Below are 26669 nucleotides of genomic sequence, written 5' to 3'. Positions count from 1 at the left end.
AGGAAAATGGGTGAATGACACCTTATACTATAGATTATCCGGGTTTCCCGGCCGGATTTTTCCCGTTCCGGAATAGCCGGTTTCCGTATCGGTCATACGGAATTCATCACCCTTCACCTGCAGGCGCCAGCAGACCTTCTGCTCCTCGCCCTCATAAAGCAGGCAGAGCGTGTCGTTCTCCAGCGTCCACTCGCCCGCATAGGCCATGCCGTTGGTCAGCACCTTGTCCGGCTTGCAGCATTCAATCAGCTTGCCGCGCGATTTGCCGTCTGTACCCAGAAACTCGGTGAAATTGAAAGGCGGCTGCGCCTTGACTTCACCGGTGATCGTCGCGCCGGTCAGGAGCTTGCGCAGGTCCTGTTCGGTGGTGGCGGGCCAGGACGCGTCCTGTGCCCGGACAGGCACGGAAAAAATGGCCGCTGCCACAAGCATCCATGCAATCGCTGCGCGGCGGACCGTCAAAGCTCCATGCATCTCAAGACCTTTCCGGATCGTTTTCCAGCCTGATCGGCTGACCATGCGGGGTTGCGTGGGCAGCACGTTGCCATGAAGCGGCGAGATCATCAATATCAGCGGAATTCGTCACGTTCTTTGCCGCAATGAGGGATTCCAGCGCCGCGACCCAGTGATGGTAGTAATCGCTGCCATCCGCGCGTGCGCCAGGGCGTTTCAGCTGTGTGGAGAGCGCCTGCGCCCACTCATCCCAGCCGAACAGTCCACGGCTGTGCAGGGCCAGCACCATGGCAAAGGCTTCCGCCTGCCAGGGTTCGGCAAAAACCGGCGCATCGATCCCATCACCCAGCCCTTGCGAATGCGCGATCAGGTCACGCAGGCTCAAGATAGCTCTCCCAGGCGTCGATGCTGACGGTCAAGGCCGGATCGGCGCCTTCACCCCAGATTTCAGCCGCCGTGAACACGACCGTATAGACATATTGCGGGTTCTCGCCTTGGCCATGGGCATTGGTATCCGGGAAGACGAAGCCGTCATGCACCGCTTCCACGACACCGGTTTTCCCGCGGGCGTAGCGCGGCAGTCGCGTATGCGTCTGCGGGTTGAAGTTGCGGGTTTTGACACGACTTCCCGGCTGGAAACGCGGCGTTTGCCCGACCGGACGGTCGCAGGGACCGCCCTTGGCCAGCACGGCGGCAACGTTCTCCGCTTTCAGGACGCGTTTGGGCTCGGCTCCCTTGCCAAGCGAATGTCCCTTTGCCAATTCCGCATCGGTGACGAAACCGTGGCGCTTCAGCAGCACTTCCAGCGCCTTGGTCCAGATTTCGTAATAGCTCGAGGAATAATAGTCCGCCGGATGCAGGCTTTCGCGCGCATGGCGGCTTTCATCGATGTTCCAGTGCCCCATGGCCCCGGCGGCGAGCGTCAGGCCGAGTGCCCGCTTTTCCCATGCGGCATGGAAATAGGGCTCGTCCTTCTCCGGATTAATCGGGCCGAAACCCATCTGCCCGCCAAGATCCTGCGGCCCGTTCATGCCACCTCCGGCACACGGGCGAGCCCCGTGCCGATCATCGAATCGCGCGTCACCAGCGTGGCAAGCTGTTCTTCGCTCCAGCCATCGGTGCCTTGCGGGCGCAGCGGTATGACGAGGTAGCGCAGCTCGGCGGTCGAATCCCACACGCGGATATTGGTGGTGTCAGGCAGAACCAGATCAAACTCCGCCAGCACACCGCGCGGATCGATGACGGCGCGCGAGCGGTAAGGCGGCGACTTGTACCAGACCGGCGGCAAGCCAAGCACCGACCACGGGTAGCAGGAACACAGCGTACACACGACGAGATTGTGGGTTTCCGGCGTATTGAACACCGCCTGCATATGCTCGCCCTGGCGGCCGGTATAGCTCAGCGACGCAATAGCTGCGGTCGCATCGCGTCTCAACCAGGCATTGAACTCCGCATCGACCCACGCCTTGGCCACAACCCTCGCGCCGTTGCGGGGGCCGACTTTGGTTTCGTAGGTGTCGACAATGGCATTGATTGCATCGGGGTCGACAAGACCTTTTTCAGTCAGGATCGTTTCCAGTGCCCGCACCCGCGCGGCCATCGGATCAAGCTCATTATCGTGGTGGTGGTGATCGTGATCATGGGACATGGTGGAAACTTATGCGCCTCCGGCATTTCGTGCAAGATCAGCGCAGCATCGGCCAGAGGCTGGCGACAAGCAAGGCGGCCATGCTGATATTGAACCATTTCAGCCGCGTGGGGTCCGACAGCCAGCCGCGCATGAACTGGCCGAAAGCCGCCCAGCTCGACACCGAGGGCACATTGACCAGGGCGAAGGCGATGCCGACAATCAGCACCGTGACGAGATAGGCCTGCGGCGCGGTATAGGTCGCCATCGCCGTCACCGCCATGACCCAGGCCTTGGGGTTGACCCACTGGAAGGCGGCGGCCTCCAGGAACGTCATGGGGCGGGCATTGCCATCAACCGTGCCGAGCGAGCGCGACGTCGCGATCTTGTAGGCGAGATAGACCAGATAGGCGCCGCCGGCGAATTTGAGGATCGCGTAGACCAGCGGGATGGTCTGGATCAGGGCGCCCAGGCCAAGGCCGACGCCGATCAGCAGCGAAAAGAAGCCGCTGCCGATACCCAGCATATGCGGGATGGTGCGCCGGAAGCCGAAATTCACGCCCGACGCGAGCAGCATCAGATTGTTGGGCCCCGGCGTGATCGACGTGACGAAGGCAAAAACAAGAAGCGTGAAAAAGATTTCGAGCGACATGACAAACCGGATCTGATGCGTGGGGAAGATTTAAGCTTCGGGTCCATGCCGCTCAATCGCAATCTTGTCAGGGATACAATTGCGCATCCCTGGGTTCGACTGCTGCCGAAGCCTACATGCCCAATGGACCGCGATTCATCGCGGCAACGCCAGTGCGGCAGATTTCAACCAGCCCAAGCGGCTTCATGATGGCGATGAACTGATCAATCTTGGAACCCTTGCCGGTGATTTCGAAGATGAAATGTTCCGTCGTCGCGTCCGCCACCTTGGCGTGGAAGGCATCGGCCAGACGCAGCGCCTCGTTGCGGTTCTCGCCGAGCCCCGCCACCTTGACCAGCGCCAGCTCGCGCTGGATCGGCTTTTCGTTGCCAAGCTCGTCAGCACGCACGGAAAGGTCGACCACCCGGTGCACCGGCACGATGCGTTCGAGCTGGTGGCGGATCTGGTCGAGCACATGCGGCGTGCCGCGCGTCACGATGGTGATGCGCGACAGATGCTGCTCATGCTCGGTTTCCGAGACGGTCAGGCTTTCAATGTTGTAGCCGCGGCCGGAAAACAGGCCGATCACCCGGGCTAGGACGCCGGGTTCGTTGTCAACGAGAACCGATAGCACCGTGGTGATCGGTAGCTCCGTCTCCTTGGCAATGAAATATGCCGAGCCGGAGGCTAGATTTTGAGCGTTCATTACAGTGTTTCCTCTCCGGTTTCTTAAACGAGCTGCCGTCCCTTGGCATCGATGGCATTGGCAACGGCTTCATCCGTCGCTTCGTCGGGCAGGAGCATTTCATTATGCGCCTTCCCCGACGGAATCATCGGGAAGCAGTTTGCCAGATTGGCCACGCGGCAATCGAACAGAACCGGTTTCTTCACGTCGATCATTTCCTGGATGGCATCATCCAGCTGGTCGGGCTTCTCGCAGCGGATGCCGTGGCCGCCATAGGCTTCCGCCAGCTTGACGAAATCGGGCAAGGCTTCCGTATAGGAGTGCGACAGGCGGTTGCCATGCAGCAATTGCTGCCACTGGCGCACCATACCCATATACTGGTTGTTGAGGATGAAGATCTTGATCGGCGCTTCATACTGCACCGCCGCGCTCATCTCCTGCATCGTCATCTGCACCGAAGCATCGCCGGCAATGTCGATGACCAGCGAATTGGGATGGGCAATCTGCACGCCCAATGCCGCCGGCAGGCCGTAACCCATGGTGCCGAGGCCGCCGGAGGTCATCCAGCGGTTCGGCTTTTCAAAACCATAGAACTGCGCCGCCCACATCTGGTGCTGGCCGACTTCCGTGGTGATGAAGGTGTCACGGTCCTTGGTCAGTTCATACAGCCGCTCCAGGGCATATTGCGGCATGATCACGTCCTTGTTGCGCGTGTAGGACAAGGATTTGCGCGAACGCCATTTGTCGATCTGCGCCCACCATTCGCCCATCGCCTTCTTCTCGGGCTTTTCGGACGATGCGCGCCACAGCCGCACCATATCTTCAAGGACACGGGCGACGTCACCGATGACGGGAACATCGACGCGAACTGCCTTGTTGATCGAAGACGGGTCGATATCGATATGGATTTTCTTCGAATTGGGCGAGAAACCATTGAGGCGCCCGGTGATGCGGTCATCGAAGCGCGCGCCGATGCAGACCATGACGTCGCAATCATGCATCGTCATGTTGGCCTCATAGGTGCCGTGCATGCCCAGCATACCGAGCCAGTTCTTGCCCGATGCCGGATAGGCGCCGAGGCCCATCAGGGTGGAGGTAATCGGGAAATTGGTCAGTTCCACCAGTTCGCGCAGCAGATGGCTGGCCTGCGGACCGGAGTTGATGACACCGCCGCCGGAATAGATGACCGGGCGCTTGGCGGTCGCCATCAGGGCAACGGCCTGCTTGATCGCCTCGATATCGCCGTCGACCTTGGGCCGGTAGCTGGTGCGCGGCGCGGTTTCCGGTGGCGTATAGAAGCCGGTGGCGAACTGCACGTCCTTCGGCACGTCAACGAGAACCGGGCCTGGGCGGCCGGTGCGCGCCACGTGGAAGGCTTCGTGCAGGACGCGCGCGAGATCGTTGACATCCTTCACCAGCCAGTTGTGCTTGGTGCAGGGACGCGTGATGCCGATCGTATCGCATTCCTGGAACGCGTCCGAACCGATGAGCGTGGTCGGAACCTGGCCGCTGATGCAGACCAGCGGGATCGAGTCCATCAATGCATCCTGCAGCGGCGTCACCGCATTGGTCGCACCGGGGCCGGATGTGACCAGCATGACGCCAACCTTGCCGGTGGAACGGGCATAGCCCTCGGCCGCATGACCAGCACCCTGCTCATGGCGGACCAGCACGTGATTGATCTTGTCCTGCTGATGCAGCTCGTCATAAATGGGAAGGACCGCACCACCCGGATAGCCGAAAATATCCGTCACGCCCTGATCGATGAGTGCCTGAATGACCATTTCGGCACCGGTCATCTCCCGTCGTTGCGATGTGTGGTTGTCACTATCCTGCTTGTCTGCGGTCATCGATCTCTTCCCGTGTATTCTGCGGCTCTCGGCCTTCCAGAAGGTGTTTTCGTTTAGCGTAAGGTTTGGAAATAAAAAAGGCCCCCGAAGGAGCCTGTGTTTCGCGCATGGGAGCTTCCGCCGGGTGCTTACAACACCCTGCCCATGCGCGGTCCCACGACGATAAGAACTGTTTTCATGGTCGCGGACGATAATTAAGCAAATTCTATCCGTCAACGGCAAAATTCAGGAAATTGAAATGTTCGCAAACAAAGCAATGCTTTGGCGCAACATCCTTCAAATGCGAAATGCATCGCTAAGATATTCTCAATGCCTTGCGCTTAAGGTTCAATCCCGTTGCCAAGTCCCAGGATTGACCACGACCCATGAGCGCCGAAGCCCTGTCCTCCGCACAAGAAAGACCAATGGTCCGCAACCGGACGGATGGGCACGTCATCGAATGCAACGGCGACAAGGCCATCATCCATGCCAAGACCGGACCGTCGATCACCGCTTCGGACGATTACTGGTCCGTCGGCCAGCTCATCTCCATCCAGGTTGCCGGCAACCGGGTGGTCGGCCTCGTCTACAAGGTTGACCTGCCCCATGCCGAATGGCAGCAGGACGCCGATCAAAGCATCCATATCCATGTCGAACTCGTCGGCCAGGTCGACACGCAGCTCGACGGCAAATTGCGCTTTTCCTCCGGCATTACGACCTATCCGCATATGGGCGCCATCGCCCATCGCATCCGCGCCGCCGATCTCGCCACCATCTACACCACTTCGCTGAAGAACACGGTTTCCATCGGCCATCTCTCGCAGAACGCCGATATTCCGGCGCTGATCTCGGTCGACAGCCTGATCTCCCGGCATTTCGCCGTTCTGGGCAGCACCGGTGTCGGCAAATCCAGCGCCGTGACCCTGCTTTTGCGCAAAATCATTGCGCAGCGCCCCGATCTGCGCATTCTCATTCTTGACCCGCACAACGAATTTGCCAGCGCCTTTCCCGACCTCGCCATCTCCATCGACTACAGCAGCTTCGACCTGCCCTACTGGATGTTCAAGCTGGAGGAATTCGGCGAAGCCGTCTTCCGCGGACGCCCGCAAATCGCGGCTGAAATCGATCTTCTGCGCGATCTTATTCCGCTGGCGAAAGAGCGCTTTGCCAATGTCGAAGCCGCCGCCACCTCTTCGCTGCTGAAGCGGGAGCGCGATGCCGCCTCCATGACCGCCGATACGCCGACGCCCTACCGGATGACGGATCTGATCAAGCTGCTGGAAGAGCGCATCGGCCAGCTCGACGGCAAGGCGGACCGGCCGACCATGAAGGCGCTGCGCTACCGCCTGCAGGCCCTTGTCGCCGACCCGCGCTACCGCTTCATGTTCTCGGCCCCGGCAACCCTCGACACGATGCGCCAGACCGTTGGCCACATTTTCCGCGTTCCGAAAAACGACCGGCCCATCTGCGTTTTTCAACTGGCGGGATTGCCGTCGGAAGTGGTGAACTCCGTCGCCTCGGTTCTTTGCCGCATGGCCTTTGACCTCGCCGTTTCCAGCGACGGCAATGTGCAGACGCTCGTCGTCTGCGAGGAAGCGCACCGCTACATCCCCGCCGATACCAGCGCCGGTTTCTGGCCGACACGGCAGGCTATTGCGCGCATTGCCAAGGAAGGCCGCAAATACGGCGTCTATCTCTCCGTCATCACCCAGCGTCCGGGCGAGCTGGACCCGACGATCCTGTCCCAGTGCAGCACGGTCTTTGCCATGCGGCTCGGCAATGAACGCGACCAGGAAATCATCCGCGGCGCCATCAGCGGCGCATCGCAAAGTGCCGTCGGCTTCCTCTCGTCAATCGCCAACCGCGAGGCGATCGCCTTCGGCGAAGCCGTGCCAACGCCAATGCGCATGATGTTCGAGACCATTGCGCCGGAACATCTGCCCGCCGCCCACATGACGCAGCAGCAGGAAGCCATGCGCAGCGGTGACAGCCAGGTTTCGCTCGACATGATCCTCGGCCGGATGCGCCAGCTCAATGCGGCCGACAACACCGCAACGGACCATGCTTCGGCCGGTTTTCACACCCCGGAAAAACCGGCAATGGTTCAACGTCCTGCCACACCTCTGCCGTCGCCGGTGCGGAGCCAATGGCGTGCAGCGGAGTCCGTCCCGATCATCGAGGAGCCGCGCAAACCGGCACGATCCGAGACCGAAGGGTTTCGCGCCAGCGACCTCATCCGCAGCTTCCGCACCGACAAGACTTAAGGGCCGGGATAGGCGATCCGCTCCCAGTCATCGCCGAGCTGATTGCGGAACCAGGTCATCTGCCGCTTGGCATATTGCCGCGTCGCAATGGCCGACAGCTCCGCTGCCTGAGCGGGGGTGATCGTGCCTGCCAGCATCCGGGCGATTTCGCCAACCCCGATGGCACGCATGGCCGGCAGATCGGATGGCAGTCCGAGCGCCAGCAGGGCCTTGACCTCCTCAACCGCTCCCTTTTCCAGCATGGTTGCAAACCGCAGCGCAATCCGTTCGCCGAGCCAGGCCCGGTCCGGATCGATGACGATCTTGCGGGCCGAGGCCGCATCGATCAGCGGGGTACCGGCCTGCTTCTGCCAATCGATGATCGAGCGCCCCGATGCATCGATCACTTCCAGCGCCCGCACGATGCGCTGGCTGTCGGTCGGGCGCAGCACGGCTGCCGCCTGCGGGTCTTTTTCGCTCAAAATGGCGTGCAACTGCTGCGCCCCGGCCTGCGCATCCTGCGCGCGCCAATAGGCCCGCACCGCATCGGGAATGTCAGGCATGGCCGAAAGGCCGCCGAGCAGTGCGCGGAAATACAGCCCGGTGCCGCCGACGAAGATCAGCGGACGGTCGCCCGCAGCTCCGGTTTTCAGAAAATGCTCGACATCGGCAAACCAGCGGCCGGTCGAATAGGCCTCGGACGGCGGCACATGACCATAAAGGAAATGCGGGGCCTGCCGAAGGTCATCCGGGCCGGGCCGCGCGGTCAGCACATCGAGCACGCCGTAGACCTGCATCGAATCGGTATTGACGATCCAGCCGCCGGTCTCTTCGGCAAAGCGCAGCGCCAATGCCGACTTGCCGCTTGCCGTCGGTCCGGCTATCAGGATTGTCTGTCTTCTTGTCACACCAATCGTCCAATCGGGAAATGCTCATGCCCTTGATGGCCACGCTTATCGCCAATCCGGCTTCACCCCGTCTCAGCGCATCGCTCGGGATTAAAGCCTCAGCGGCAGTCAATGCAACAGGACTTTACTGGCTGGCCGACGGAATTGCCTGCGATCTCGCGCTGCGGACCGGCTCTGACCCGGTCGAGGCCCATGCGGAACTGGCGCGGATCGTCGATGGCGAGCCCATCGACATCGTCGTGCAGGAACAGGATACGCGGCGCAAGAAAATCCTGATCGCCGACATGGATTCCACCATGATCCAGCAGGAATGCATCGACGAACTGGCCGAAGAAGCCGGCCTGCGCGACAAGGTGGCGGCCATCACCGCCCGCGCCATGAATGGCGAGATTGCCTTCGAGCCCGCCTTGCGCGAACGGGTTGCACTGCTCAAGGGCCTGCCCTATTCCGTCATCGACAAGGTCATTGCCAGCCGCATCACGCTGATGCCTGGCGGGCCGGAGCTTGTCCGCACCATGCGAAAACACGGGGCCTATACCGCACTCGTTTCAGGCGGGTTTACCGTTTTCACCCAGCGCATCGCCGCCATGATCGGCTTTCACGAGAATAGCGCCAATACACTCCTCGATGATGGCGAGGTACTGACCGGCGAAGTCACCGAGCCCATTCTCGGCCGCGAGGCCAAGGTCGCAGCCCTGAACTCCATCTGCGAGCGCTTCAATCTTTCCCCGGCAGAGGCCCTTGCCGTCGGTGACGGCGCCAATGATCTCGGCATGCTGCAGCTTGCTGGAACAGGCGTGGCGCTGCACGCCAAGCCGTCCGTCGCTGCACAGGCGAAGGTCCGGGTGGATCATGGCGATCTGACCGCGCTGCTTTACATCCAGGGCTATCGCAAAACCGACTTCGTCATCTGACAGGGGCGGAAACGAAAAAGGCGGCCGATGGCCGCCTTTTTGCTGTTTGGTGTGGAAATCAGTTCATCTGCAGGGTCACGAAACGCAGCTCGCCCGTTTTGGATGCCACCATCAAAAGGGCATTCTTGCGGCCTTCGTCGCGCAGCTTTTCAATGCGGGCCGCCACGTCTTCCGGCGTCTTGACGGCTTCCTGAGCGATATCGACGATCACGTCGCCCGCTTCGATGCGCTTGTTCGCGGCAACCGACTGGGCCTGCACTTCGGTGATCAGCACGCCTTCGACTTCCTTGGCGATGCCGAATTCCTTCCTGGTGTCATCATCGAGCACGCCAAGCGTCATGCCGAGAACATCCACGTCCTGGGCACTGTCTTCGTCCTGATCGGTCTGCGACTGGGATTTCTCCTTGGTCTTGGCGTCGGCCGTATCTTCCAGTCGGCCGAGTGTGATCTTGACCGTCTGTTCCTTGCCCTTGCGGATCACGACGACGTCGACTTCCTTGCCGACAGGGCTTTCCGCCACAGCGCGCGGCAGGTCCTTCACATTGTTCACCGGCTTGCCGTCGAACTTGGTGATGACATCGCCGGCAAGGATCGCCCCATTGGCCACGGGACCGCCGTCAATGATGCCGGCGACCAGCGCGCCCTTGCTCGACGTCATCCCCAGACTTTCGGCGATATCGTCGGTAACCGGCTGGATGCGCACGCCAAGCCAGCCGCGCTGCACTTCGCCGTGGTCGCGCAGTTGCTGGATGACGCCCGCCGCCAGTTCCGCCGGAATGGCAAAGCCGATGCCGATCGATCCGCCGGTCGGCGAAATGATCGCCGTGTTGATGCCGATGACCTGCCCGTACATGTCGAACAGCGGGCCACCGGAATTACCCCGGTTGATCGCCGCATCCGTCTGGATGAAATTGTCATAGGGGCCGGAATTGATGTCGCGGTTGCGGGCCGAAACGATGCCGACCGTTACCGTGCCGCCCAGACCGAAGGGATTGCCGATGGCCATGACCCAGTCGCCGATACGGGCTTTCGAGGAATCACCGAACTTGACAGCGACCAGCTTGTGCTTCTTCGGATCGACTTTCAGAACCGCCAGATCGGTCTTGGTGTCCTTGCCGACCAGCTCCGCCTTCAGCTTCGATCCGTCGGTGAAATTCACCTCGATATCGTCGGCATCGGCGATCACGTGATTGTTGGTCACGACAATGCCCTGCTCGGCATCGATGACAAAGCCGGAACCGAGCGATTGGACCTTGCGGGACGGATTGTTCTTGCCCGGTTCCTGCTTGCCGAAATATTCGTCAAAAAACTCCTGGAACGGCGATCCCTCGGGGACTTTCGGCATGGGAACAGGACCGGAATCGCCGTCCTGTCCCTTGACTGTCTGCGAGGTCGAAATATTGACCACCGCATCCAGCAGGCCCTCGGCGAGATCAGCGACGGAGGCCGGGCCCTGCGCGCGCGGCTGTGCCGATTGGGCTGGCTGTGCCGATTGCGCCGCTGCGACGGTTACAAAGGCCGGTGTCACGCTCGTGGCGGACAGGGCAATCAGCGCGATTGCCGCGGTAGCAGAACGGAAAATCGGGCGACGAGGGGTGAAAACCATGCGTTCGGGCCTTTGTCAGTGTACTCGGATTAAAAAATAAATGGCATTGAATTACAACAGAGCCGCGAGAGTAGACGAAAATATGGCCATCGGCTGCACGTCTGATCAAGTTTGGTAATGGCGGGGCCCGCCATTACCCCCGGGCGAGCCAGACGACACCCACGCCGATTGCAACCGATGCGACACCGGCCATGCGCAGGAAGCCATCCGGCTGTCCGCTGACATCCCGCGCGACGCGTTTGGCGATCAGCGGGAAACAGCCGTAGAGCAGCCCCTCGAAGACGAGGAACAGCCCTACGGCATCCAGAAAGTCGATCATCCCGGCCTGCCCCTATTGCGGGGCAGGTTTTGCGGCGGCCGGCGCCGCCGGAGCGGCACCGCCATTGGCATCCTGGAAATACCGGAAGAACTCGGAATTGGGCGAAAGCACCATCGTTGTTCCGGCATTGTCGAGGGCCGTGCCATAGGCCGCCATGGACCGGTAGAACGCGAAGAAATCCGGATCCTTGGAGAAGGCATCGGCAAAAATCCGGCTGCGCTCGCCTTCGCCCTCACCGCGGGCGATTTCCGATTCCTTGCGGGCTTCCGCAATGATCTCGACCACCTGGCGATCGGCGATCGCCTTGATGCGCTGGGCAGCTTCACGGCCGCGGGCGCGCAGGAATTCAGCCTGGGCAAGACGCTCGGCCTTCATGCGCTCAAAGGTCTGCTGCGACACTTCCTGGGTCAGGTCGGTCCGGCGAACGCGCACGTCCGCAATTTCGAGACCCAGCGATTCCGCGTCCGGGCGCAGCTGTTCGCGCACTTCACGCATCATGCCGGCGCGCTCGTCGGATAGGGCGGCTTCAAATCCACGCAGACCGTAAACGCTACGCAAGGATGCATCGAGACGCGTGCGCAAACGGGCCTGTGCAAATTCCACGTCGCCCGACACCGTCTGGCGGAACTTGCGCGGATCGGTGATCCGGTAGACCAGGAAGGCATCCACTTCGTAGAATTTACCGCCCGAAACCTGAACACGGATATTGTCGAGTTCAAAGCTCAGCAGGCGATCTTCGATCATCTGGACGTTGTCGGCTTCAAGAAAGCCGAACGGCAGCTTGAAATAAATGCCGGGCTGGGTCTTCACATCGACGATCTGGCCAAAGCGCAGGACAATGGCCTGCTGGCGTTCGTTGACGACGAAAACCGAGGAATAAACCAAAAGGGCGACGAATGCGATGAGACCCGCAATCAGAGGGAGACGGTTCTGGCTCATTACTTTGTCCCCTCAGTCGGGCGCTGCTGTTTTGTGATCTCAGACAGGGGCAGATAGGGCACGACCCCCTGACCGTTCTTCTGGTCGACAATCACCTTGTTCGAGTCCTTCAGCACACGTTCCATCGTTTCGAGGAAAAGACGCTTGCGGGTCACTTCCGGCGCCTTCACATACTGGTCATAGACCGATGTGAAACGCTGGGCCTCACCCTGTGCTTCCTGCACGATGCGGTTCTTGTAGGCGGCCGCATCTTCGCGAATCTGCGCGCCTTCACCGCGGGCCTGACCGAGTTTCTGGTTGGAATACTGGTTCGACTCTTCGACGAAGCGGTCTTCGTCCTGCTCCGCACGCTGCACTTCATCGAAAGCATCGGCCACTTCGCGCGGCGGCGACGCATCCTCGATGGAGACGGCATTGACCTGAACGCCGGCGCCGTAGTCATCCAGTGTCTTCTGAATGATGCCGCGCACGTCATTGGCGATACCAGCACGATTGTCGCGGAAAATATCCTGCGCCGGGCTGCGGCCAACGATTTCACGCATGGCGCTCTCGGAAACCTGCTGGACCATGTTTTCCGGGCTCTGCACGTGGAAGAGATAAGCAACCGGGTCGGAGACGCGGTAAAGAATGGAGAACTGAACGTTGACGATGTTCTGGTCGCCGGTCAGCATCAGGCCTTCCTTGGCACCCGATACGCCCTGCCCGCCGATGTTCTTCTGCTTCTCGACGATCTGGACCTTTTCATAGGTCTCGATGGGCCAGAGATGGAAATGCAGGCCCGGCTCGGAAATATCCGCCTTCGGCTTGCCGAAGCGCAGCTCGACAGCGCGTTCGTCCGGCTGGACCGTATAGATCGACTGGAACAGCCAGAAGGCAACCAGCGCTAGCGCCGCCAATCCGAAGATGGTCGAGCTGCTGCCGGTGCCGCCGGGCAAAGCCTGGCGCAGACGGTCCTGGCCGCGGCGGATGATGTCTTCAAGGTCGGGCGGATTGCCGCCGGGCCCTCCGCCTTGCGGCTTCTGGCCCCATGGACCACCGCCGCCGCCATTGTTGTTACCGCCGCCACCCCAAGGGCCGCCGCCACCGTTCTGATTACTCCAGGGCATTCCTACCTCATGTTTTGGAACGAGATTCGCCACCCCATGGCAACGTCCCGCTGACCCGATATCCCGTTTATAGGGATCGCAAGGCGCGCTTTCAACGCGCAGCGCGGTTTTTCATGCGAATTTGGTAAAAAGTCGAACGATTATGCCCGCTTATCACGAAATTTTCATATCGATTGCCGGATGACAGGCAATTTCTAGCGCCGCTCGTAAATCGTGTATCGGGTCGGATAATTGTCTTTTTCACCCGCCGGGAATTCCTCCTGGAACACTTCGTTCCAGTTCTTCGGATCGATGGGCGGAAAAGACGCATCGCCCTCGATATTGGCCAGAACCCAGGTGACATGGAGCCGGTCCGCCCGGTCCAGAAGCTGGCGGTAAATCTCGCCGCCGCCAATAATGCAGATTTCATCCACCTTGTCCGCCGCCGCATGGCTGCCGGCAATCATCAGCGCCTCATCCACCGACCGCACGGCAATGACGCCATCGACGGCAAAGGCGGGATCGCGGGTGATGACGATATTGGTGCGTCCCGGCAGCGGCTTGCCGAGCGTATCCCAGGTCTTGCGTCCCATGATGATGGGCTTGCCCATGGTGACGGCCTTGAACCGCTTGAGGTCGGAAGACAGGCGCCACGGCAGGCCGTTGTCACGGCCGATAACCCCGTTCTGTGCGACGGCAACAACAAAACTGATCATTGGACCCATTCCTTCCGGGAAAGCAGACAGCGTAAACCACAAGCCACGAGCAATCAGACCAGACCAACGGCTCCCGATCCTAGACGGCGATCGGCGCCTTGATGCTCGCGCCGGCCACGTAGTTCTCAAGATTGAAATCATCGAATGTGAAAGCAAAGAGGTCTTTCACGTCGGGATTAAGGCGCATGACCGGCAAAGGACCCGGTGTGCGGCTCAATTGCAGCCGCGCCTGCTCGAAATGGTTGGCATAGAGATGCGCATCGCCCAGCGTATGGACAAAATCACCCGGCTGCAGCCCGGTGACCTGCGCCACCATGAGGGTCAGCAGCGCATAGGACGCGATATTGAAAGGTACGCCGAGAAAAATATCGGCGGAGCGCTGGTAGAGCTGGCAGGAAAGTTTTCCGTCGGCCACATAGAACTGGAACAGGCAGTGACAGGGCGGCAGCGCCATTTCATCGACGAGCGCCGGATTCCATGCGGAAACGATCAGACGCCGCGAGTAAGGATTTTGCTTTATCGCACTGACAAGATTCGCGATCTGGTCGATATGCCGGCCGTCGGGCGCAGGCCAGGAGCGCCACTGATAGCCATAGACCGGCCCGAGATCGCCGTTTTCGTCGGCCCATTCATCCCAGATCGTCACGCCGTTTTCCTTCAGATAGGCGATGTTGGTTTCGCCCTTCAGGAACCACAGAAGCTCGTGGATGATGGATTTGAGATGCAGTTTCTTGGTCGTCAGGATAGGAAAACCCGCCGACAGATCGAATCGCATCTGATAGCCGAAAACGGAACGTGTGCCTGTCCCGGTACGGTCGCCGCGGTCGACGCCGGTATCAAGCACATGCTGAAGAAGATCAAGATAAGCGCGCATGGCTTCTCTTTAGCAGATTCGTTTCACGAAGCAGTAAAACTTCTGTGTGATCCACAAGCACAGATGGCAAAATCCCCGGCGAATCACCGGGGATTGTGCTCAACGCATAAAACGCTCAGAGGCTGCCGAGCAGTCCGAGTTCTTTTGCCGTCAGATAATAGAAGGTAACCCGGCCCTTGGAACGGTGATCTTTCATCTTTTCGCAGACGGCGTGAATGGCTGCATCCGCCTTGGCGGCATCGGTGACGCCGAGCTTCTTGCCAACCCAACTGGTACGAACGCGGGCCAATTCTTCCGGATCCGAGCAGGAAACCAGCGAAGAATCCCTGTTGCGCAGGGCAATTCCGAGATGTTTGACGATTTTGGCGACAATCGCCTCGTCCGCACCCGCATCGTAATGACGTACATCTGCTAGATAGTCACTCATGGAAAAATCCCCTGATTGTAAGGCTCGATGCTCAGGCACCGAGACCCTCCCTGACACAAAAGACATCGCACAACCGGCAGCTGCATAAGGCGATGACTCATTAGACACAGGAAACATTCCTCAGCTGCAGGAACCTGTCAATGCCGCTCTTTCATTTCGTCGCGACACCACTTATATAGGTCTTGCTGGTTTCGGCCAGCTATGGTGATAAACGGACGATACAATAAGCCTATTGGACCCGGGGGCGGTACCCGGCGCCTCCACCAGAGTGCAGTTGCAGGACTGCATTGTGGCGGGGGCGAAATAGGATCGACAAGGGTGTAAAAATCGCTCTTTTGCCCGGCATAGTACCACCGTTATCGGGCTAACTCAGTAGTTGCAAACGACAACTATGCGGAAGCACGTCTCGCTGCTTAATTGCGGTGTGATCGCTTCAAATTAAGTCCTAGGGGTTCGCACTTCTAGGCGGGGTTCGGAGGTACCTGGCAACAGAAACCTCCACTTTTCCCCTTTTTGAAAATCCGCCACGCCGCAAGCCTTCTCCAGGCTTTGCGCACGCGTTTCCTCAACCGCTGCGCCGTGCGGAGGGCCGCACCGCGTCATCAGGAGTTCCCTTCATGCATGAAAACAATGACCGCTACGTGATTCTGACCGGCGGACCGGGTGCCGGCAAAACCACGCTCATCGCAGCACTCAAGCAGCGCGGTTATGCCACCGCGCCGGAGGCCGGCCGCGCGATCATCCAGAATTATCAGGCGATTGAGGGTCCCGCCCTGCCCTGGCGCGACCGGGGGTTGTTTGCCGAGTTGATGCTGTCGTGGGAATTGCGCTCCTACGGCGCCGCTGCGGAGCAGGAAGGCACGGTCTTCTTCGACCGCGGCGTACCCGATGTCCTCGGCTATCTCGATCTTGTCGGGCTTCCCGTCCCCGAACACGCGAAGCGGGCGGCAGAACTGTACCGCTATCATCGCACCGTGTTCATCCTGCCGCCCTGGCCGGAGATTTTTGCACAGGATGCGCAGCGCAAACAGACACTGGAAGAAGCCGGACAAACCTGTGACGCCCTTGCCAAAGCCTATGCGCAGGCAGGCTATGCGCTCACCGAAGTTCCAAGGGGCACGGTGGCGCAACGCACCGATTTCATTCTCGCGAATCTCGGCGCCTGAAATGCAGAAGGCCCGGAACTGCGGTTCCGGGCCTTCGCCTGATGGATTGAGCGGGCCGCTTACTCCGCGGCGGCTTCCGCTTCGGCAACGCGGCGGCGCGCGATGGTCACCTGCGTGAGAATGAATGCCGCCACGGCGCACAGACCGATACCCGCCGCCATCGGCAATGCCGTACCGTCAAAGAACAGACCGGCGATTACCATCGCAACGGCTGCCGTCACGAAGTGCAACGTTCCCATCAGGGCGGACGCCGTACCGGCAATCTCGCCATGGTCTTCAAGGGCAAGCACCGCGGTCGTCGGAATAACCAGACCGAGGAAGCCATAGCCGATGAACAGGAATGTCGCCAAGACCGGCAGCTGGTTGAAGCCCAGTGCCATGACGACAACCATGGCCGCCATGGTGAACGAGAAGGCCGTCAGCGCCATGCGCATCACCCGCACCAGGCCGAAACGGTCGCCGAGCCAGCCAGTCAGCTGCGATACCGTGAAAAACGACACCGCATTGATCGAGAAAGCGATGCTGTACTGTGTCGGCGTCAGGCCGTAATGGTCGATCAGCACGAAGGGCGAGTTGGCGAGGTAAACGAGGAAGCTCGAAATGCCCAGCCCGCCGATAAAAGTCAGCGTCAGAAAATTGCGGTCGCTCAGCAGCAGGCGGTAGGCCGCCATGGCACTGCCAAGGCTGCTTTCCACGCGCGCGGCCTTGGGCCGGGTTTCCTTCAGCTGCGTCGACAGCAGGATCAGGCCGATGAAGGCGGCAATCGTCACCGCCCAGAACACGCCGCGCCAGCCGTAGAAGCTGATGACGGCACTGCCGGTGAGCGGCGCAAGGATCGGCGAAATGCTGAAGACCAGCATCAGCAGCGACATCAGCCGCGCAGCCTGGACGCCCGTGTGCATATCACGAACGATGGCACGCGGAATGACCATGCCTGCGGCACCGCCGATGCCCTGCAGGAAGCGGAAGGCGATCAGCGTTTCGATGTCATTGGACAGCGCGCAGCCGACGCTGGCCAGGGCAAACAGGCCGATGCCCATATAGAGCGGCGCCTTGCGGCCCCACATGTCGGAAAGCGGTCCGTAGATCAGCTGGAAGATCGCAAACGAAATGAAGAAGGCCAGAAGGCTCATCTGCACGACATTGTTTTCAGCGCTGAGATCCTTGCCGATGGATGGCAGCGCCGGGAGATACATGTCGATCGCAAATGGTCCGATGGCCGACAGGAGACCAAGAATGAGGGCCGTACGAAAGAAAGAGGTCGTCATGGTGTTCATCTTTCAGAAAACGGCAGCGCGAAGCTCATCGGCTTCTGCGCCGCATTGCTCTCAGGAGAGGTTCAGAATTTTTCACCTGCGATGGAGCGGCGCGGCTTGGGAGGACGCTCTCTCCACCACAAAACAGTGTGTCAATGTTTTTAGACACAACTGTCAAATTAGACACTATTGTCTAAAACGTCAATGCGCATTATCTTTGGTTCATGACAAATCCAAAAGAAGCAGCGCACAAGGCGACCGGTCATACCCAGCGCGGTCAATGTTCAAAACGGCTATCGATATTGGATGCAGCGGCCGAGGTATTTTGCCGGGAAGGCTTTGCCGGAGCGAGTATTGACGAAATCGCTGTGGAAGCATGCGTTTCGCGTCAGACTATATACAATCACTACCGGGAAAAGGAAACACTCTTCACCGCCGTGGTCGAAGATGTGATGAACCGCACCAATGCCAGCCTCTTCTCGATATTGGCGACATTTCCCGGCACGCCGGGCAATCTGGAAGACGATCTGACCGCTTTTGCGGTGCGGCTCACCAAGAACTGCCTGTGCAATCAGGACGGAAAAATCCTGCGCAAACTGGTTCAGTCCGAGGGCGAGCGCTATCCGCAGCTGTTCGAGGGCTGGCGCAAACATGGCCCCGGCAGGATCGGAACCGCCCTCGCTGCGCTCTTTGCCCGCCTCTCCCATGGCGGCGCCCTGCAGATGGACGATTTCGACCTGGCGGCGCGGCAGTTCCTGGCCCTGGTCAATGCGGATCTGCAGATGCTGATGCTCTTCGGCGAATCGCCGACCGCGGAACAGCTCGACAATGCCGCACGCAACGCCGTGCATACCTTCCTGAGGGCCTATTGCGCTCCCGCAGCCAATCCGGCAACCCGCCTGCCAATGCGTGCGGACAGCGATCCCCGGCGGACAGGGCAAGCTTAATTTAAGCATGGAGCTTACAACCAGTCGCAATTCCTTTATCCATGCGCCATAATGGCTCAAACGCGTTTGTCATCTCTGCTTGACAGAGAGGGGCGAATCCATGGGATAAGAGTGCATGCCACAAGATATGATCCGTTACGATATACTGGCCCAGGAAGCGCTGCGCGGCGTTATCCGCAAAGTCCTTGGCGAAGTTGCCAAGGCTGGTCTTCCTGGCAACCATCATTTTTTCGTCACGTTCCTGACCGGTGCGGCAGGCGTGCGCATTTCGACGCGCCTGCACGAAAAATATCCCGAGCAGATGACCATCGTCCTGCAGCACCAGTTCTGGGACCTGCAGGTCACGGACACCCTGTTTGAGGTCGGCCTGTCCTTCGGCGATGTGCCGGAACGCCTCGTGGTGCCATTCTCCGCCATTCGCGGCTTCTACGATCCCTCCGTCAACTTCGAACTGGAGTTCGACGTTGAGGTGGAAGAAACCGTCGGCGACAATGATCAGGGCGTAACCAGCATTGCGCCTGTACAGCCCGCCGAAAAGCCGAAGACCGTAACGTCCGGCACCAAGCCGAAACCCGCGGCCAAACCCGCCAAGAAGCCTGCCAAGGCGGGTGGCGACAAAGCCGATGCTCCGCGCGACGAAGCCGGCGAGAAGGCATCGGCGTCGGTGGTTTCCCTGGATTCATTCCGGAAGAAGAAGTAACGCACCCCCATGGCCGACATCGTCAACCTGCGGCAATTCAAAAAGCGCAAGGCGAAGGACGCGAAGGAACAAAGTGCGGCCGAGAACCGGATTGTGTTTGGCCGCACCAAAACCGAGAAGCAGTTTGACCGCAATGTGAACCGCAGGACGGAGCTGTTTCTCGACGGCAACCGGCTTGAGACCGATGTGCCGCCCGGCAAGGACAAGCCTTGAGTCTTGTCCGCAAACGCTCCGTGACGATCCGCGGGCATCGCACCAGTTTTTCCCTCGAAGACCCCTTCTATGCGATCATCACGTCCATCGCGGACGACCGCAAGATCACGCTGGCCCGCCTGATTGCCGAGATCGACGAGGGCCGCGACCGCAATTCCAACCTGTCCTCGGCCCTGCGCATCTACGTGCTCGACTGGGTAATGAACGGGATGAAGACAGCTCCCTAAGATTCTGATTTGATTCGCGGTGTTGTGCTCACCCCCCTCTGGGCGGCAGGACAGAGGGGGGTGAAAGCGCATCCACAATCCGCCAGCCTCTACTCGACCGTTGGCCCCAGCGTCTTCAGGAAATCGTCCACGGACTGCTTGTTGAGGGCACCGCTTCCCTGCTGCGGCGGCATCTGCGCCCCGCCGCTGGGAGGGGGCGTCTGCTCGCGGACCTTCCGGGCCGCCTCTTCCGCGGCCTGCTTTTCGGCGGCCGCCTTTTCCGCCGCGGCTTTCTCGGCCGCAGCCCGTTCCGCCGCCTGCCGCTCGGCTTCGGCCTTGTCAGCCGCTTCCTGTTCCGCCTTCACCCGTGCTTCTTCCGCAAGCCTTTGCCGCTCCGTAGCCTTGCTCTGATACAGCAGGGCCTCGCGGCGCAGCCGCTGCTTTTCAACCAGCGATGCCTGCATGGTTTCGACGCGCTGCTGCTCGCGCTCCAGCGTGCGCTGCGTCAGGAACTGTTCCAGCGGCTGACGGTTCAGCGTCCATTTCGGCGCACGCCACGGCCCCTCGCCCTTGAACTCGACGACCGGCTCGGCACCAGCAACCACCAGCTTGCCCGGATCGAACGAGAAACGGCCCTGCGAAGCCATGGTCATGTCGGGAAGGTTGAGCCGCAGATCGGCATTCAGGGTTGCGCCGGGGCTTTTCAGCTGGAACGTCGATGTCCGCGCCGTGCCGCCGGCAATGGTAAAGGCAAACTCCGCCGCGCCCGCATTGAACGGTCCCGCATGCAGATATTTGCCGATCACGCCGTTCACCGCATCGGCGGTGATCGGGCCCGACAGCCCGTCGGCATCGCCCAGAATGGGCTTGAGCGCGCCGGGATTGATAGTGTCGATGGCCAGATCATCCACGGAAACAACGCCCGAACCGGCGACCGATGCCATCATGTCGGCGATGGAGGTGCCGGTTGCATTGACCGAGGCGACGATCTTGGCTGTCCCCATCAGCGGCTCATGGTCGTCAGGCGTGTAGAGATCATCGAGGGAGGCCTGCTCCAGCGTGAACTGGCCGGCCGCAAGACCGGTGCCGCTGGTGTTGCGCAGCTCGAATGTTCCCTTGACGTTGCCGCCGAGAACCTCTCCCTGCGTATCGTCGAGGCGCAGATAGCCGTCTTTCAGCGATACCGTGGATTGAAGCTTGCCAACCCGCCCGAGAACACCGGCGTCGGCTTCATCGGCCTTGATCTTGAGATTGAAATCGGCCGGGAACAGCGGCGCCTTGGCAAAGGCTTCCTTGGGCCAGTGCGTTTGCCCGCCCGCATCGATGGCGCCGGTGCCGAGCATGAACTGTACCACCGCGGGAAGATCGGCCCTGCCAAGCGTCAGATTGCCCTGCGCATCGGGAATGCCGTTGTTCACGCCGAGATCGAGACGGCCGGCAATCTTTGTATCATGCACCTTGCCGTTCAGATCCGGCAGCACCAGCCGGCCCTTGGCAAGCTGGAAGCTGCTGGCCATGTCGACAGGCATGCCACTGCCAAATCCCGGCAGCGAATAGCCGGCCGTGGCAAGATACGGTTCCAGATCGCTGGCCTTGATCGACGCCCGCCCTTCGCCGTTCAATAGGCCGTTGGTGCTGCGCAAACTGCCATCGACAAGAGCCTGGCCATCCGGCGCTTTGAGCGCAAGCTGTGTCTGGATGCCGTCCTTGCCATTGCCTTTCAGGGCCAGGTCCGCCTCCAGCTCACCGGCAAGGCCGAGCGGCAGCGCCGGAAGCCCCATCAGGGCCATCACATTTTCGCCGTGATCCGTGCGCGCATTCATCGTCAGTTCGAGCACGCGCGACTTGTCGGTGCCCTGGCTGGTGGTGCCGGAAAGCGTGATATCCATGCCGCCGGTTTTCCCCGCCGCACTCAGCGAAAACTCATCGGCAGCATCCTTGCCATGCAGCGCATTGGCGATGATGCTCAGCTCCGTTGCCTCAAACAGTCCAGGAAATCTGGCCGCATGCTCATTGAGGGCCGCCAGGAAGGGGAAGTCGGGAAACTGCGCCGCCAGTGCCGCAACGAAAGGCGCCATGTCATCCGAGAGAACCGTTGCATCGAGCGAACCGGAAGGCTCGGCCTTGAACGGCGCGATCTTGCCGGTTGCAGTAATCGTCGCCCCGGACACATTGCCCACGGTCAGGCGGTCGATGTCGAAGACGCCGTCGCGCAGGCGAAAGCCGGTATCGAGCGTTTCGGCCACCAGCCCGCCATGACTGACCGGCCCGGCCTTCACGCGCACATCGAGATCTTCACCCGCCAGTTGCGGCGCGCCCTTGCCCGCCTCTGACGGCGTGTTGCGGCCGAAGATGGCGGCGAAAGCTTCCAGCGCATCGCCATCCAGCGCACCGCCGTCCAGTGTCAGCTGGGTCAGCGGCACCGATTCGCCCTTGGCGCTGCGGATCAGCGATCCCTTCAGCGAGGCGCCGCCAAGCGCCACTTCCAGATTGTCGATGCGCTGCAGGTCGTCGTGCAGTTTCACATCGCCGGAAAAACCCGCCCCCGCCAGCCGCCGGATCGATTCATCCACCGTATCGGTCAGCCAGGCAGCCAGTCCCGAGGGCTGGCGCGATGCGACGAGCAGCTTTCCGTCAAAGCCGAAATCCTTGCCGATCTGCAGCATGCCGCTGGCCTCGAACTGGGTTCGTCCGGGCAGTTCCGCGCGCAGCTGGTTGATCTTCCAGGCGCCGCCGGAGGGTTCCGCATCGATCCGCACCGAACGGATGGTGGTGTCGCCCGCCACGATGGCCGGAAGTTTCAGATCGATGCTGCCCGGAACCGTAGGAATTGGCAGCTGGTCCATCAGGCGGCGGAACACGCCCAGCCGCTGCGCCGCCGTGTGCGGCGTCGGCTTGCTGCCCTTGCTGTCCTCGTTCTGGTTGTCGAAGGTGACCTGCTGGCCATCCGCCTTGATTTCAAACCGGGGGTTGTTGCCATAGTCGAAAAGCGCGTTGCCATTGACGATGTAGGGGTCGTCAACCGTCCCCTGCTCCATGCGGAACTCCGGAATTGTCACGCTGGCATGATCGGCTTCGAAGCGTCCGCTCACACGCACGCTGGAGAGAAGCGGCTTGCCTTCGGCTGGCGTCCCCTTGCCCGCAGCCGCTGCTTTGGGCGCTGTCTCGTCAGCCGAACGGATATTGATGCTGCCGGCATATTTCAGCGCGCCCTTGTCAAGCGTCACCCCGCCATCGGTCTCAAGCACCGCCGGAATGCCATCCGGTGTCAGACGGGCATGCACGTTGAGCGAGCCATCCGGCTTCAACTGCCCGGTGGAAGCGGAGACGCTGGTCCGCTCCCCGTTGAACAGCAGCGTGCCGTCGAATTTCCATGGCCCGCTGAGCTTGGTCGCCGACACCGTCGCATTGAGGTCGTTCACAGTGCGCACCGTCGCGGTTGAGGCATCGCGCACCACCACGGACCCATTGGTGATCTGCACGTTTTCCAGCTTGACCTGCGTCGAGCCGAACGATGTCTGCGGCCGGATAGCCCAGTCGATCACACCGTTGCGGTCGATGTTGACTGACGCGGTCGGTTTCTCCAGCCGCATGTCGAAAATGAGAATCTCGCCGCGCAGGAACGGCGCAAGTTCCGCATCCATCGAAAACTTGTCGATCGTCATGACCGGCGCCGATCCGGGATCGCCAACCTTGACGTCGGAGAAGGTCACCGACGGAAACGGCAGAAGCCGCGCACTGGCCGTTCCGGCAACCGTGACACGCCGCCCGAGAAGCGCCGATGCCTCCCGTTCAAACGAAGAGCGGTAACCGGCCCAGTCGACAAAATACGGCACCACCAGTGCCGCCGTCAGCACCAGTACCAGTAATCCGCCGATCAGAACAAAAAGGCGCGCCAGTGTTTCAGCTCCATTCCTACGCGTTGAGCACCATATACACCGCACCGTTCACAAATTGGGCGAAGATGCGGAATCAACGTGCAAAGTTACAGGCGTAAGATCTTGCCGGGATTCATGATATTGCCCGGATCGATCGCCCGCTTGATCGATTCCATCACGTCGACCGCGCCGCCAAGCTCGAGCCGGAGGAATTTTATCTTGCCCTGGCCGATGCCGTGCTCGCCGGTGCAGGTCCCATCCATAGCTATCGCCCTGAGATTGAGACGCTCGACAAAGGCTTCCACGTTCTGGATTTCCTCCGGATTCTTGTCGTCAAACAGGATCAGCACGTGGAAATTGCCGTCGCCCGCATGGCCGACAATCGGTGCGATCAGCCCGCTCGCCGCAATATCCTTCTCCGTTGCGACAATACATTCGGCGAGGCGCGAAATCGGCACGCACACATCCGTCGACAGCGACTGCTTTCCGGGCGCCAGCGTCATGCAGGCAAAGTAGGAATTGTGCCGCGCCGACCACAGCTTTTCCCGCTCTTCCAGATTGGCCGTCCATTTGAATGCGCCGCCGCCATTGGCCGCTGCAATCTCGCCGAAAAGTTCCGCCTGTTCGGCCACACCGGCGTCACTGCCGTGGAACTCGACAAAGAGATAGGGAGCAACCGGATAATCAAGCTTGGAATAATTGATCATCGCCTGCATCTGCAGGCTGTTGACCAGCTCGATACGCGCCACGGGAATGCCCATCTGGATGGTCTCGATCACCGCATTGCAGGCGCTTTCGAGATCCGGAAACGCACAGATTCCGCCGGAGATCGCCTGCGGAATGCCATAGAGCTTCAGCGTCAGTTCGGTGATGATGCCGAGCGTGCCTTCGGAGCCGACGAGCAGCCGGGTCAGATCGTACCCGGCCGAGGTCTTCTTGACCCGCTTTGCCGTGCTGATCAGGCGCCCGTCCGGCATGACGGCTTTCAGCGCCAGCACGTTTTCGCGCATGGTGCCGTAGCGCACGGCATTGGTGCCCGAAGCGCGGGTGGCGGCCATGCCGCCAAGGCTGGCATTGGCGCCCGGATCGATCGGGAAGAACAGGCCGGTATCGCGCAGATATTCGTTGAGTTCCTTGCGGGTAATGCCCGGCTCGACCACGACGTTAAGGTCTTCCGTATAGACCTTGAGAATGCGGTTCATGCGCGACAGATCGATGGAAACGCCGCCCGCCGGCGCATTCACATGGCCTTCCAGCGACGTGCCGGTGCCGAACGGAATGACAGGCACCTGCCACTCGCTGCACAGACGCACCACTTCCTGAACGTCTTCGGTCGTTTCGGCGAAAACCACGAGATCGGGGGCCTGGTTCGGGACATAGCTGGTGGTGTGGCCATGCTGTTCGCGGATGGATTTGCCCGTCTGCGCGTTGTCACCAAACCTTTTCTTAAGAATCGAAACAACGGTCGCAATACCATTTTCATTGCGCGCCATTGCTCCTGCATCAGCCAATGCCATTCCGGTCTCCAGAATTCCAATCGAGGATTCGTCCAATTCGCGTGCATTTTCAGTCAGTGCACGCGACTTGTCCAGTTGTAACTCTGTGTGAGAGAACCGCAAGGGTTGGGAAAGAAAGTCAGTGAGATAATCAATGCAATATTGTTATGCCGGTTGATCCGGGCACCGCCCTTCACTCCTCATCGTCATCGCTGGGTTCCCAGTCGGTGACCCGGACAAAGCGCTCCTGTTCGCCGGTCCGCTCGAACACGCTGCCAACAGGCGAGTCGAGCAGAGGGATGATGCTGGGATCGTAATTGGCGATGGTGTTGACGTCGAAAATCCCGCTGTTCTCCGGGTCTTCCATATAGTCGTCACTTTCGAAGCCCGAGAGAAAGCGCCAGCCGCTGTCCAGTGGGTTGTCGGGATCCTCGCGGTACATGAAGCGCACGGGATAGCCGTCAATTGTGATCGTATCGGTTGCAATACAGCCGCCGTAATTGCGGACCAATGGCCGTATCTCGTCTTTGCTGAGTCGATAGGTTTTATCCATGCCCGATTTTAATTGATCGTCAGCGACTTGGCCAGCCTGCGGAAACGCTCGGCAAATTTATCCTTCTCGCTGGCGCGCACGATCAGGATCGCGCGAACGTAGCGGTCACCGGCGAACCGGGCGACCTGGGCAACATAGAGCGGGTCGCCGCCCGTCGCATCCTTGGCGCTGCCGTCAATATCCACCCATTCCCCGCCATCGGCCGGCGCGCTGCTTTCATTGTCCGAGCGGACATCCTTGATCCCGGTCAGCGATGCAAAGGCCTTTCTGGCAAAATCCATGCGTGAGGGAGCCTCGGGCGCATTGCCGAGATTGGACGCGATGATGATCACCGGCTGCGCTGCGCTGGCGGGAACGTCCTGCGGTCCGTCGGTCAGGAGATAGGTTGCCCCGGCAATGGCGCGGATCGGACGAAATCCGGCGAGATCACCCACCTTGAACGGCAGGGCCGCGATCTGTTCCTCAAGGGTTGGCGGGGTGCGCACGGCAATCGAGCGCAATGTGTCTTCGACATCCGCATCCGATGGGGCGCCGGCAACGCCGTCGGGAATTTGCATGGTGACCATCGTGGTGGTTGTCGGTGCCTGCGACAGGACAATCCATTTGCGGTATCTGATACCGGAGGCAATCTGGCTGCCATGAATATATTTGGCCGCCGACGCGCCCTTGACCTGCCAGTCCTGTGCGGCACCGCTGACAACGATGCCCGTGGGCGCCAGACCTTCCGCATTGAACTTGGCGGAGATTTGCGCATAGGCATCCACCGGCAGTTCGGTCAGGACAATGGTCGCGCCCATCGCCGGGTCTTCAAAGCCGCTGAATGTCGACGACGGCTGCATGTTCCTGGGGACAACCAGGCCGACGCTGGAGCCTTCCGGGAAAACAGCCTCCTGCGCAAAGCCCGCCTGCATGTGCGCAAGCGATATCACCATGAAGACCAGAAAGGCAGTTATATAGCGCATGAAGGCATTTCCCGTCGCGTTCCGTTGTTGTGACTA

General features: G+C 60.5%; 27 protein-coding genes and 1 other RNA gene. 8 read left to right on the top strand and 20 right to left on the bottom strand.

The features are described from left to right. Positions 1-27: 27 nt before the first annotated feature. The 7 genes from ACTJJ7_RS17190 to ACTJJ7_RS17160 form a co-directional block, all read right to left on the bottom strand. A complete protein-coding gene (locus ACTJJ7_RS17190; protein ID WP_105732244.1) occupies positions 28-474 on the bottom strand; it encodes a hypothetical protein in 447 nt (148 codons plus the stop codon). 1 nt (position 475) lies between these two features. Continuing rightward, positions 476-838, bottom strand: a complete 363-nt coding sequence (locus ACTJJ7_RS17185; protein WP_281032800.1) for a nitrile hydratase accessory protein — start codon at positions 836-838, stop codon at positions 476-478. Then, positions 825-1484: a nitrile hydratase subunit beta gene (gene nthB, locus ACTJJ7_RS17180; protein ID WP_440968264.1), complete on the bottom strand. Its 660-nt coding sequence runs from the start codon at positions 1482-1484 to the stop codon at positions 825-827. Before nthB ends, ACTJJ7_RS17185 begins: the two co-directional genes overlap by 14 nt. Next, the gene (nthA, locus tag ACTJJ7_RS17175) at positions 1481-2101 is read right to left on the bottom strand and encodes a nitrile hydratase subunit alpha (protein WP_440968263.1); all 621 of its coding nucleotides are present in this window, start codon (positions 2099-2101) and stop codon (positions 1481-1483) included. Before nthA ends, nthB begins: the two co-directional genes overlap by 4 nt. 37 nt (positions 2102-2138) lie before the next feature. Then, positions 2139-2732 (bottom strand): LysE family translocator, encoded by a 594-nt coding sequence (locus ACTJJ7_RS17170; RefSeq protein WP_130270050.1) that lies wholly within the window; start codon positions 2730-2732, stop codon positions 2139-2141. A gap of 112 nt (positions 2733-2844) precedes the next feature. Then, complete coding sequence (gene ilvN / locus ACTJJ7_RS17165; RefSeq protein ID WP_105732240.1) at positions 2845-3417, bottom strand: acetolactate synthase small subunit; 573 nt, start codon at positions 3415-3417, stop codon at positions 2845-2847. Positions 3418-3440: 23 nt separating this feature from the next. After that, on the bottom strand, positions 3441-5246 hold the full coding sequence (locus ACTJJ7_RS17160; protein ID WP_440968262.1) for an acetolactate synthase 3 large subunit: 1806 nt from the start codon (positions 5244-5246) through the stop codon (positions 3441-3443). A 404-nt stretch (positions 5247-5650) separates the two neighbouring features. Here ACTJJ7_RS17160 and ACTJJ7_RS17155 point away from each other — a divergent pair, with 404 nt between their 5' ends. After that, on the top strand, positions 5651-7489 hold the full coding sequence (locus ACTJJ7_RS17155) for an ATP-binding protein (RefSeq protein ID WP_440968261.1): 1839 nt from the start codon (positions 5651-5653) through the stop codon (positions 7487-7489). On the opposite strand, the gene miaA is transcribed toward ACTJJ7_RS17155, so the two are convergent. Then, complete coding sequence (gene miaA / locus ACTJJ7_RS17150; RefSeq protein WP_440968287.1) at positions 7486-8382, bottom strand: tRNA (adenosine(37)-N6)-dimethylallyltransferase MiaA; 897 nt, start codon at positions 8380-8382, stop codon at positions 7486-7488. The genes ACTJJ7_RS17155 and miaA overlap by 4 nt on opposite strands. A gap of 20 nt (positions 8383-8402) precedes the next feature. Between miaA and serB the strand changes: the two genes are divergently transcribed. Continuing rightward, positions 8403-9290, top strand: a complete 888-nt coding sequence (gene serB, locus ACTJJ7_RS17145) for a phosphoserine phosphatase SerB (protein ID WP_105732236.1) — start codon at positions 8403-8405, stop codon at positions 9288-9290. A gap of 58 nt (positions 9291-9348) precedes the next feature. Here serB and ACTJJ7_RS17140 read toward each other — a convergent pair whose 3' ends face one another. The 7 genes from ACTJJ7_RS17140 to ACTJJ7_RS17110 form a co-directional block, all read right to left on the bottom strand. Next, positions 9349-10896, bottom strand: a complete 1548-nt coding sequence (locus tag ACTJJ7_RS17140; protein ID WP_440968260.1) for a DegQ family serine endoprotease — start codon at positions 10894-10896, stop codon at positions 9349-9351. A 133-nt stretch (positions 10897-11029) separates the two neighbouring features. After that, positions 11030-11215 (bottom strand): DUF2065 domain-containing protein, encoded by a 186-nt coding sequence (locus ACTJJ7_RS17135; RefSeq protein WP_105732234.1) that lies wholly within the window; start codon positions 11213-11215, stop codon positions 11030-11032. A gap of 12 nt (positions 11216-11227) precedes the next feature. Then, positions 11228-12154, bottom strand: a complete 927-nt coding sequence (gene hflC, locus ACTJJ7_RS17130; protein WP_105732233.1) for a protease modulator HflC — start codon at positions 12152-12154, stop codon at positions 11228-11230. Continuing rightward, complete coding sequence (gene hflK, locus ACTJJ7_RS17125) at positions 12154-13260, bottom strand: FtsH protease activity modulator HflK (protein WP_105732232.1); 1107 nt, start codon at positions 13258-13260, stop codon at positions 12154-12156. Before hflK ends, hflC begins: the two co-directional genes overlap by 1 nt. Before the next feature lie 194 nt (positions 13261-13454). Further along, positions 13455-13964: a dihydrofolate reductase gene (locus ACTJJ7_RS17120; RefSeq protein ID WP_165403423.1), complete on the bottom strand. Its 510-nt coding sequence runs from the start codon at positions 13962-13964 to the stop codon at positions 13455-13457. Positions 13965-14034: 70 nt separating this feature from the next. Further along, positions 14035-14829: a thymidylate synthase gene (locus tag ACTJJ7_RS17115; RefSeq protein ID WP_440968259.1), complete on the bottom strand. Its 795-nt coding sequence runs from the start codon at positions 14827-14829 to the stop codon at positions 14035-14037. Positions 14830-14944: 115 nt separating this feature from the next. Next, complete coding sequence (locus tag ACTJJ7_RS17110) at positions 14945-15256, bottom strand: DUF2853 family protein (protein ID WP_105732229.1); 312 nt, start codon at positions 15254-15256, stop codon at positions 14945-14947. Between the two features lie 145 nt (positions 15257-15401). Here ACTJJ7_RS17110 and ssrA point away from each other — a divergent pair. Beyond that, positions 15402-15759: a transfer-messenger RNA gene (gene ssrA / locus ACTJJ7_RS17105) on the top strand. A gap of 114 nt (positions 15760-15873) precedes the next feature. After that, positions 15874-16422: an AAA family ATPase gene (locus ACTJJ7_RS17100; protein ID WP_440968258.1), complete on the top strand. Its 549-nt coding sequence runs from the start codon at positions 15874-15876 to the stop codon at positions 16420-16422. 59 nt (positions 16423-16481) lie between these two features. On the opposite strand, the gene ACTJJ7_RS17095 is transcribed toward ACTJJ7_RS17100, so the two are convergent. Continuing rightward, positions 16482-17690 carry a multidrug effflux MFS transporter gene (locus ACTJJ7_RS17095; RefSeq protein WP_105733070.1) on the bottom strand — a complete coding sequence of 403 codons (1209 nt, stop codon included), beginning with the start codon at positions 17688-17690 and terminating at the stop codon, positions 16482-16484. A 212-nt stretch (positions 17691-17902) separates the two neighbouring features. Here ACTJJ7_RS17095 and ACTJJ7_RS17090 point away from each other — a divergent pair, with 212 nt between their 5' ends. The 4 genes from ACTJJ7_RS17090 (at position 17903) to ACTJJ7_RS17075 (ending at position 19765) form a co-directional block, all read left to right on the top strand. Next, positions 17903-18625, top strand: a complete 723-nt coding sequence (locus ACTJJ7_RS17090; protein WP_440968257.1) for a TetR/AcrR family transcriptional regulator C-terminal domain-containing protein — start codon at positions 17903-17905, stop codon at positions 18623-18625. A 115-nt stretch (positions 18626-18740) separates the two neighbouring features. Next, positions 18741-19325, top strand: coding sequence for an SspB family protein (locus tag ACTJJ7_RS17085; RefSeq protein ID WP_105732226.1), 585 nt, complete (start codon positions 18741-18743; stop codon positions 19323-19325). A 9-nt stretch (positions 19326-19334) separates the two neighbouring features. Continuing rightward, positions 19335-19538, top strand: coding sequence for a DUF4169 family protein (locus ACTJJ7_RS17080; RefSeq protein WP_440968256.1), 204 nt, complete (start codon positions 19335-19337; stop codon positions 19536-19538). Continuing rightward, on the top strand, positions 19535-19765 hold the full coding sequence (locus ACTJJ7_RS17075; protein WP_105732224.1) for a ribbon-helix-helix domain-containing protein: 231 nt from the start codon (positions 19535-19537) through the stop codon (positions 19763-19765). The genes ACTJJ7_RS17080 and ACTJJ7_RS17075 overlap by 4 nt, the downstream gene beginning before the upstream one ends. Before the next feature lie 89 nt (positions 19766-19854). Here ACTJJ7_RS17075 and ACTJJ7_RS17070 read toward each other — a convergent pair whose 3' ends face one another. From ACTJJ7_RS17070 to ACTJJ7_RS17055, 4 genes are all read right to left on the bottom strand, one after another. Further along, positions 19855-23688, bottom strand: coding sequence for an AsmA family protein (locus ACTJJ7_RS17070; RefSeq protein WP_440968255.1), 3834 nt, complete (start codon positions 23686-23688; stop codon positions 19855-19857). 41 nt (positions 23689-23729) lie between these two features. Further along, positions 23730-25139 carry an FAD-binding oxidoreductase gene (locus tag ACTJJ7_RS17065; RefSeq protein ID WP_105733069.1) on the bottom strand — a complete coding sequence of 470 codons (1410 nt, stop codon included), beginning with the start codon at positions 25137-25139 and terminating at the stop codon, positions 23730-23732. Positions 25140-25311: 172 nt separating this feature from the next. Continuing rightward, positions 25312-25671, bottom strand: a complete 360-nt coding sequence (locus tag ACTJJ7_RS17060) for a DUF2185 domain-containing protein (protein WP_105732222.1) — start codon at positions 25669-25671, stop codon at positions 25312-25314. Between the two features lie 8 nt (positions 25672-25679). Beyond that, entirely contained in the window at positions 25680-26633 is a 954-nt protein-coding gene (locus ACTJJ7_RS17055) for a hypothetical protein (protein ID WP_130270025.1), read from the bottom strand. Between the last annotated feature and the right edge of the window lie 36 nt (positions 26634-26669).

The sequence above is a fragment of the Phyllobacterium sp. 22229 genome, from assembly GCF_052056495.1.
GTDB lineage: Bacteria > Pseudomonadota > Alphaproteobacteria > Rhizobiales > Rhizobiaceae > Phyllobacterium > Phyllobacterium myrsinacearum.
Note: the sequence above shows the minus strand (reverse complement) of the source record. Positions and strands in the feature narration are given on the sequence as shown.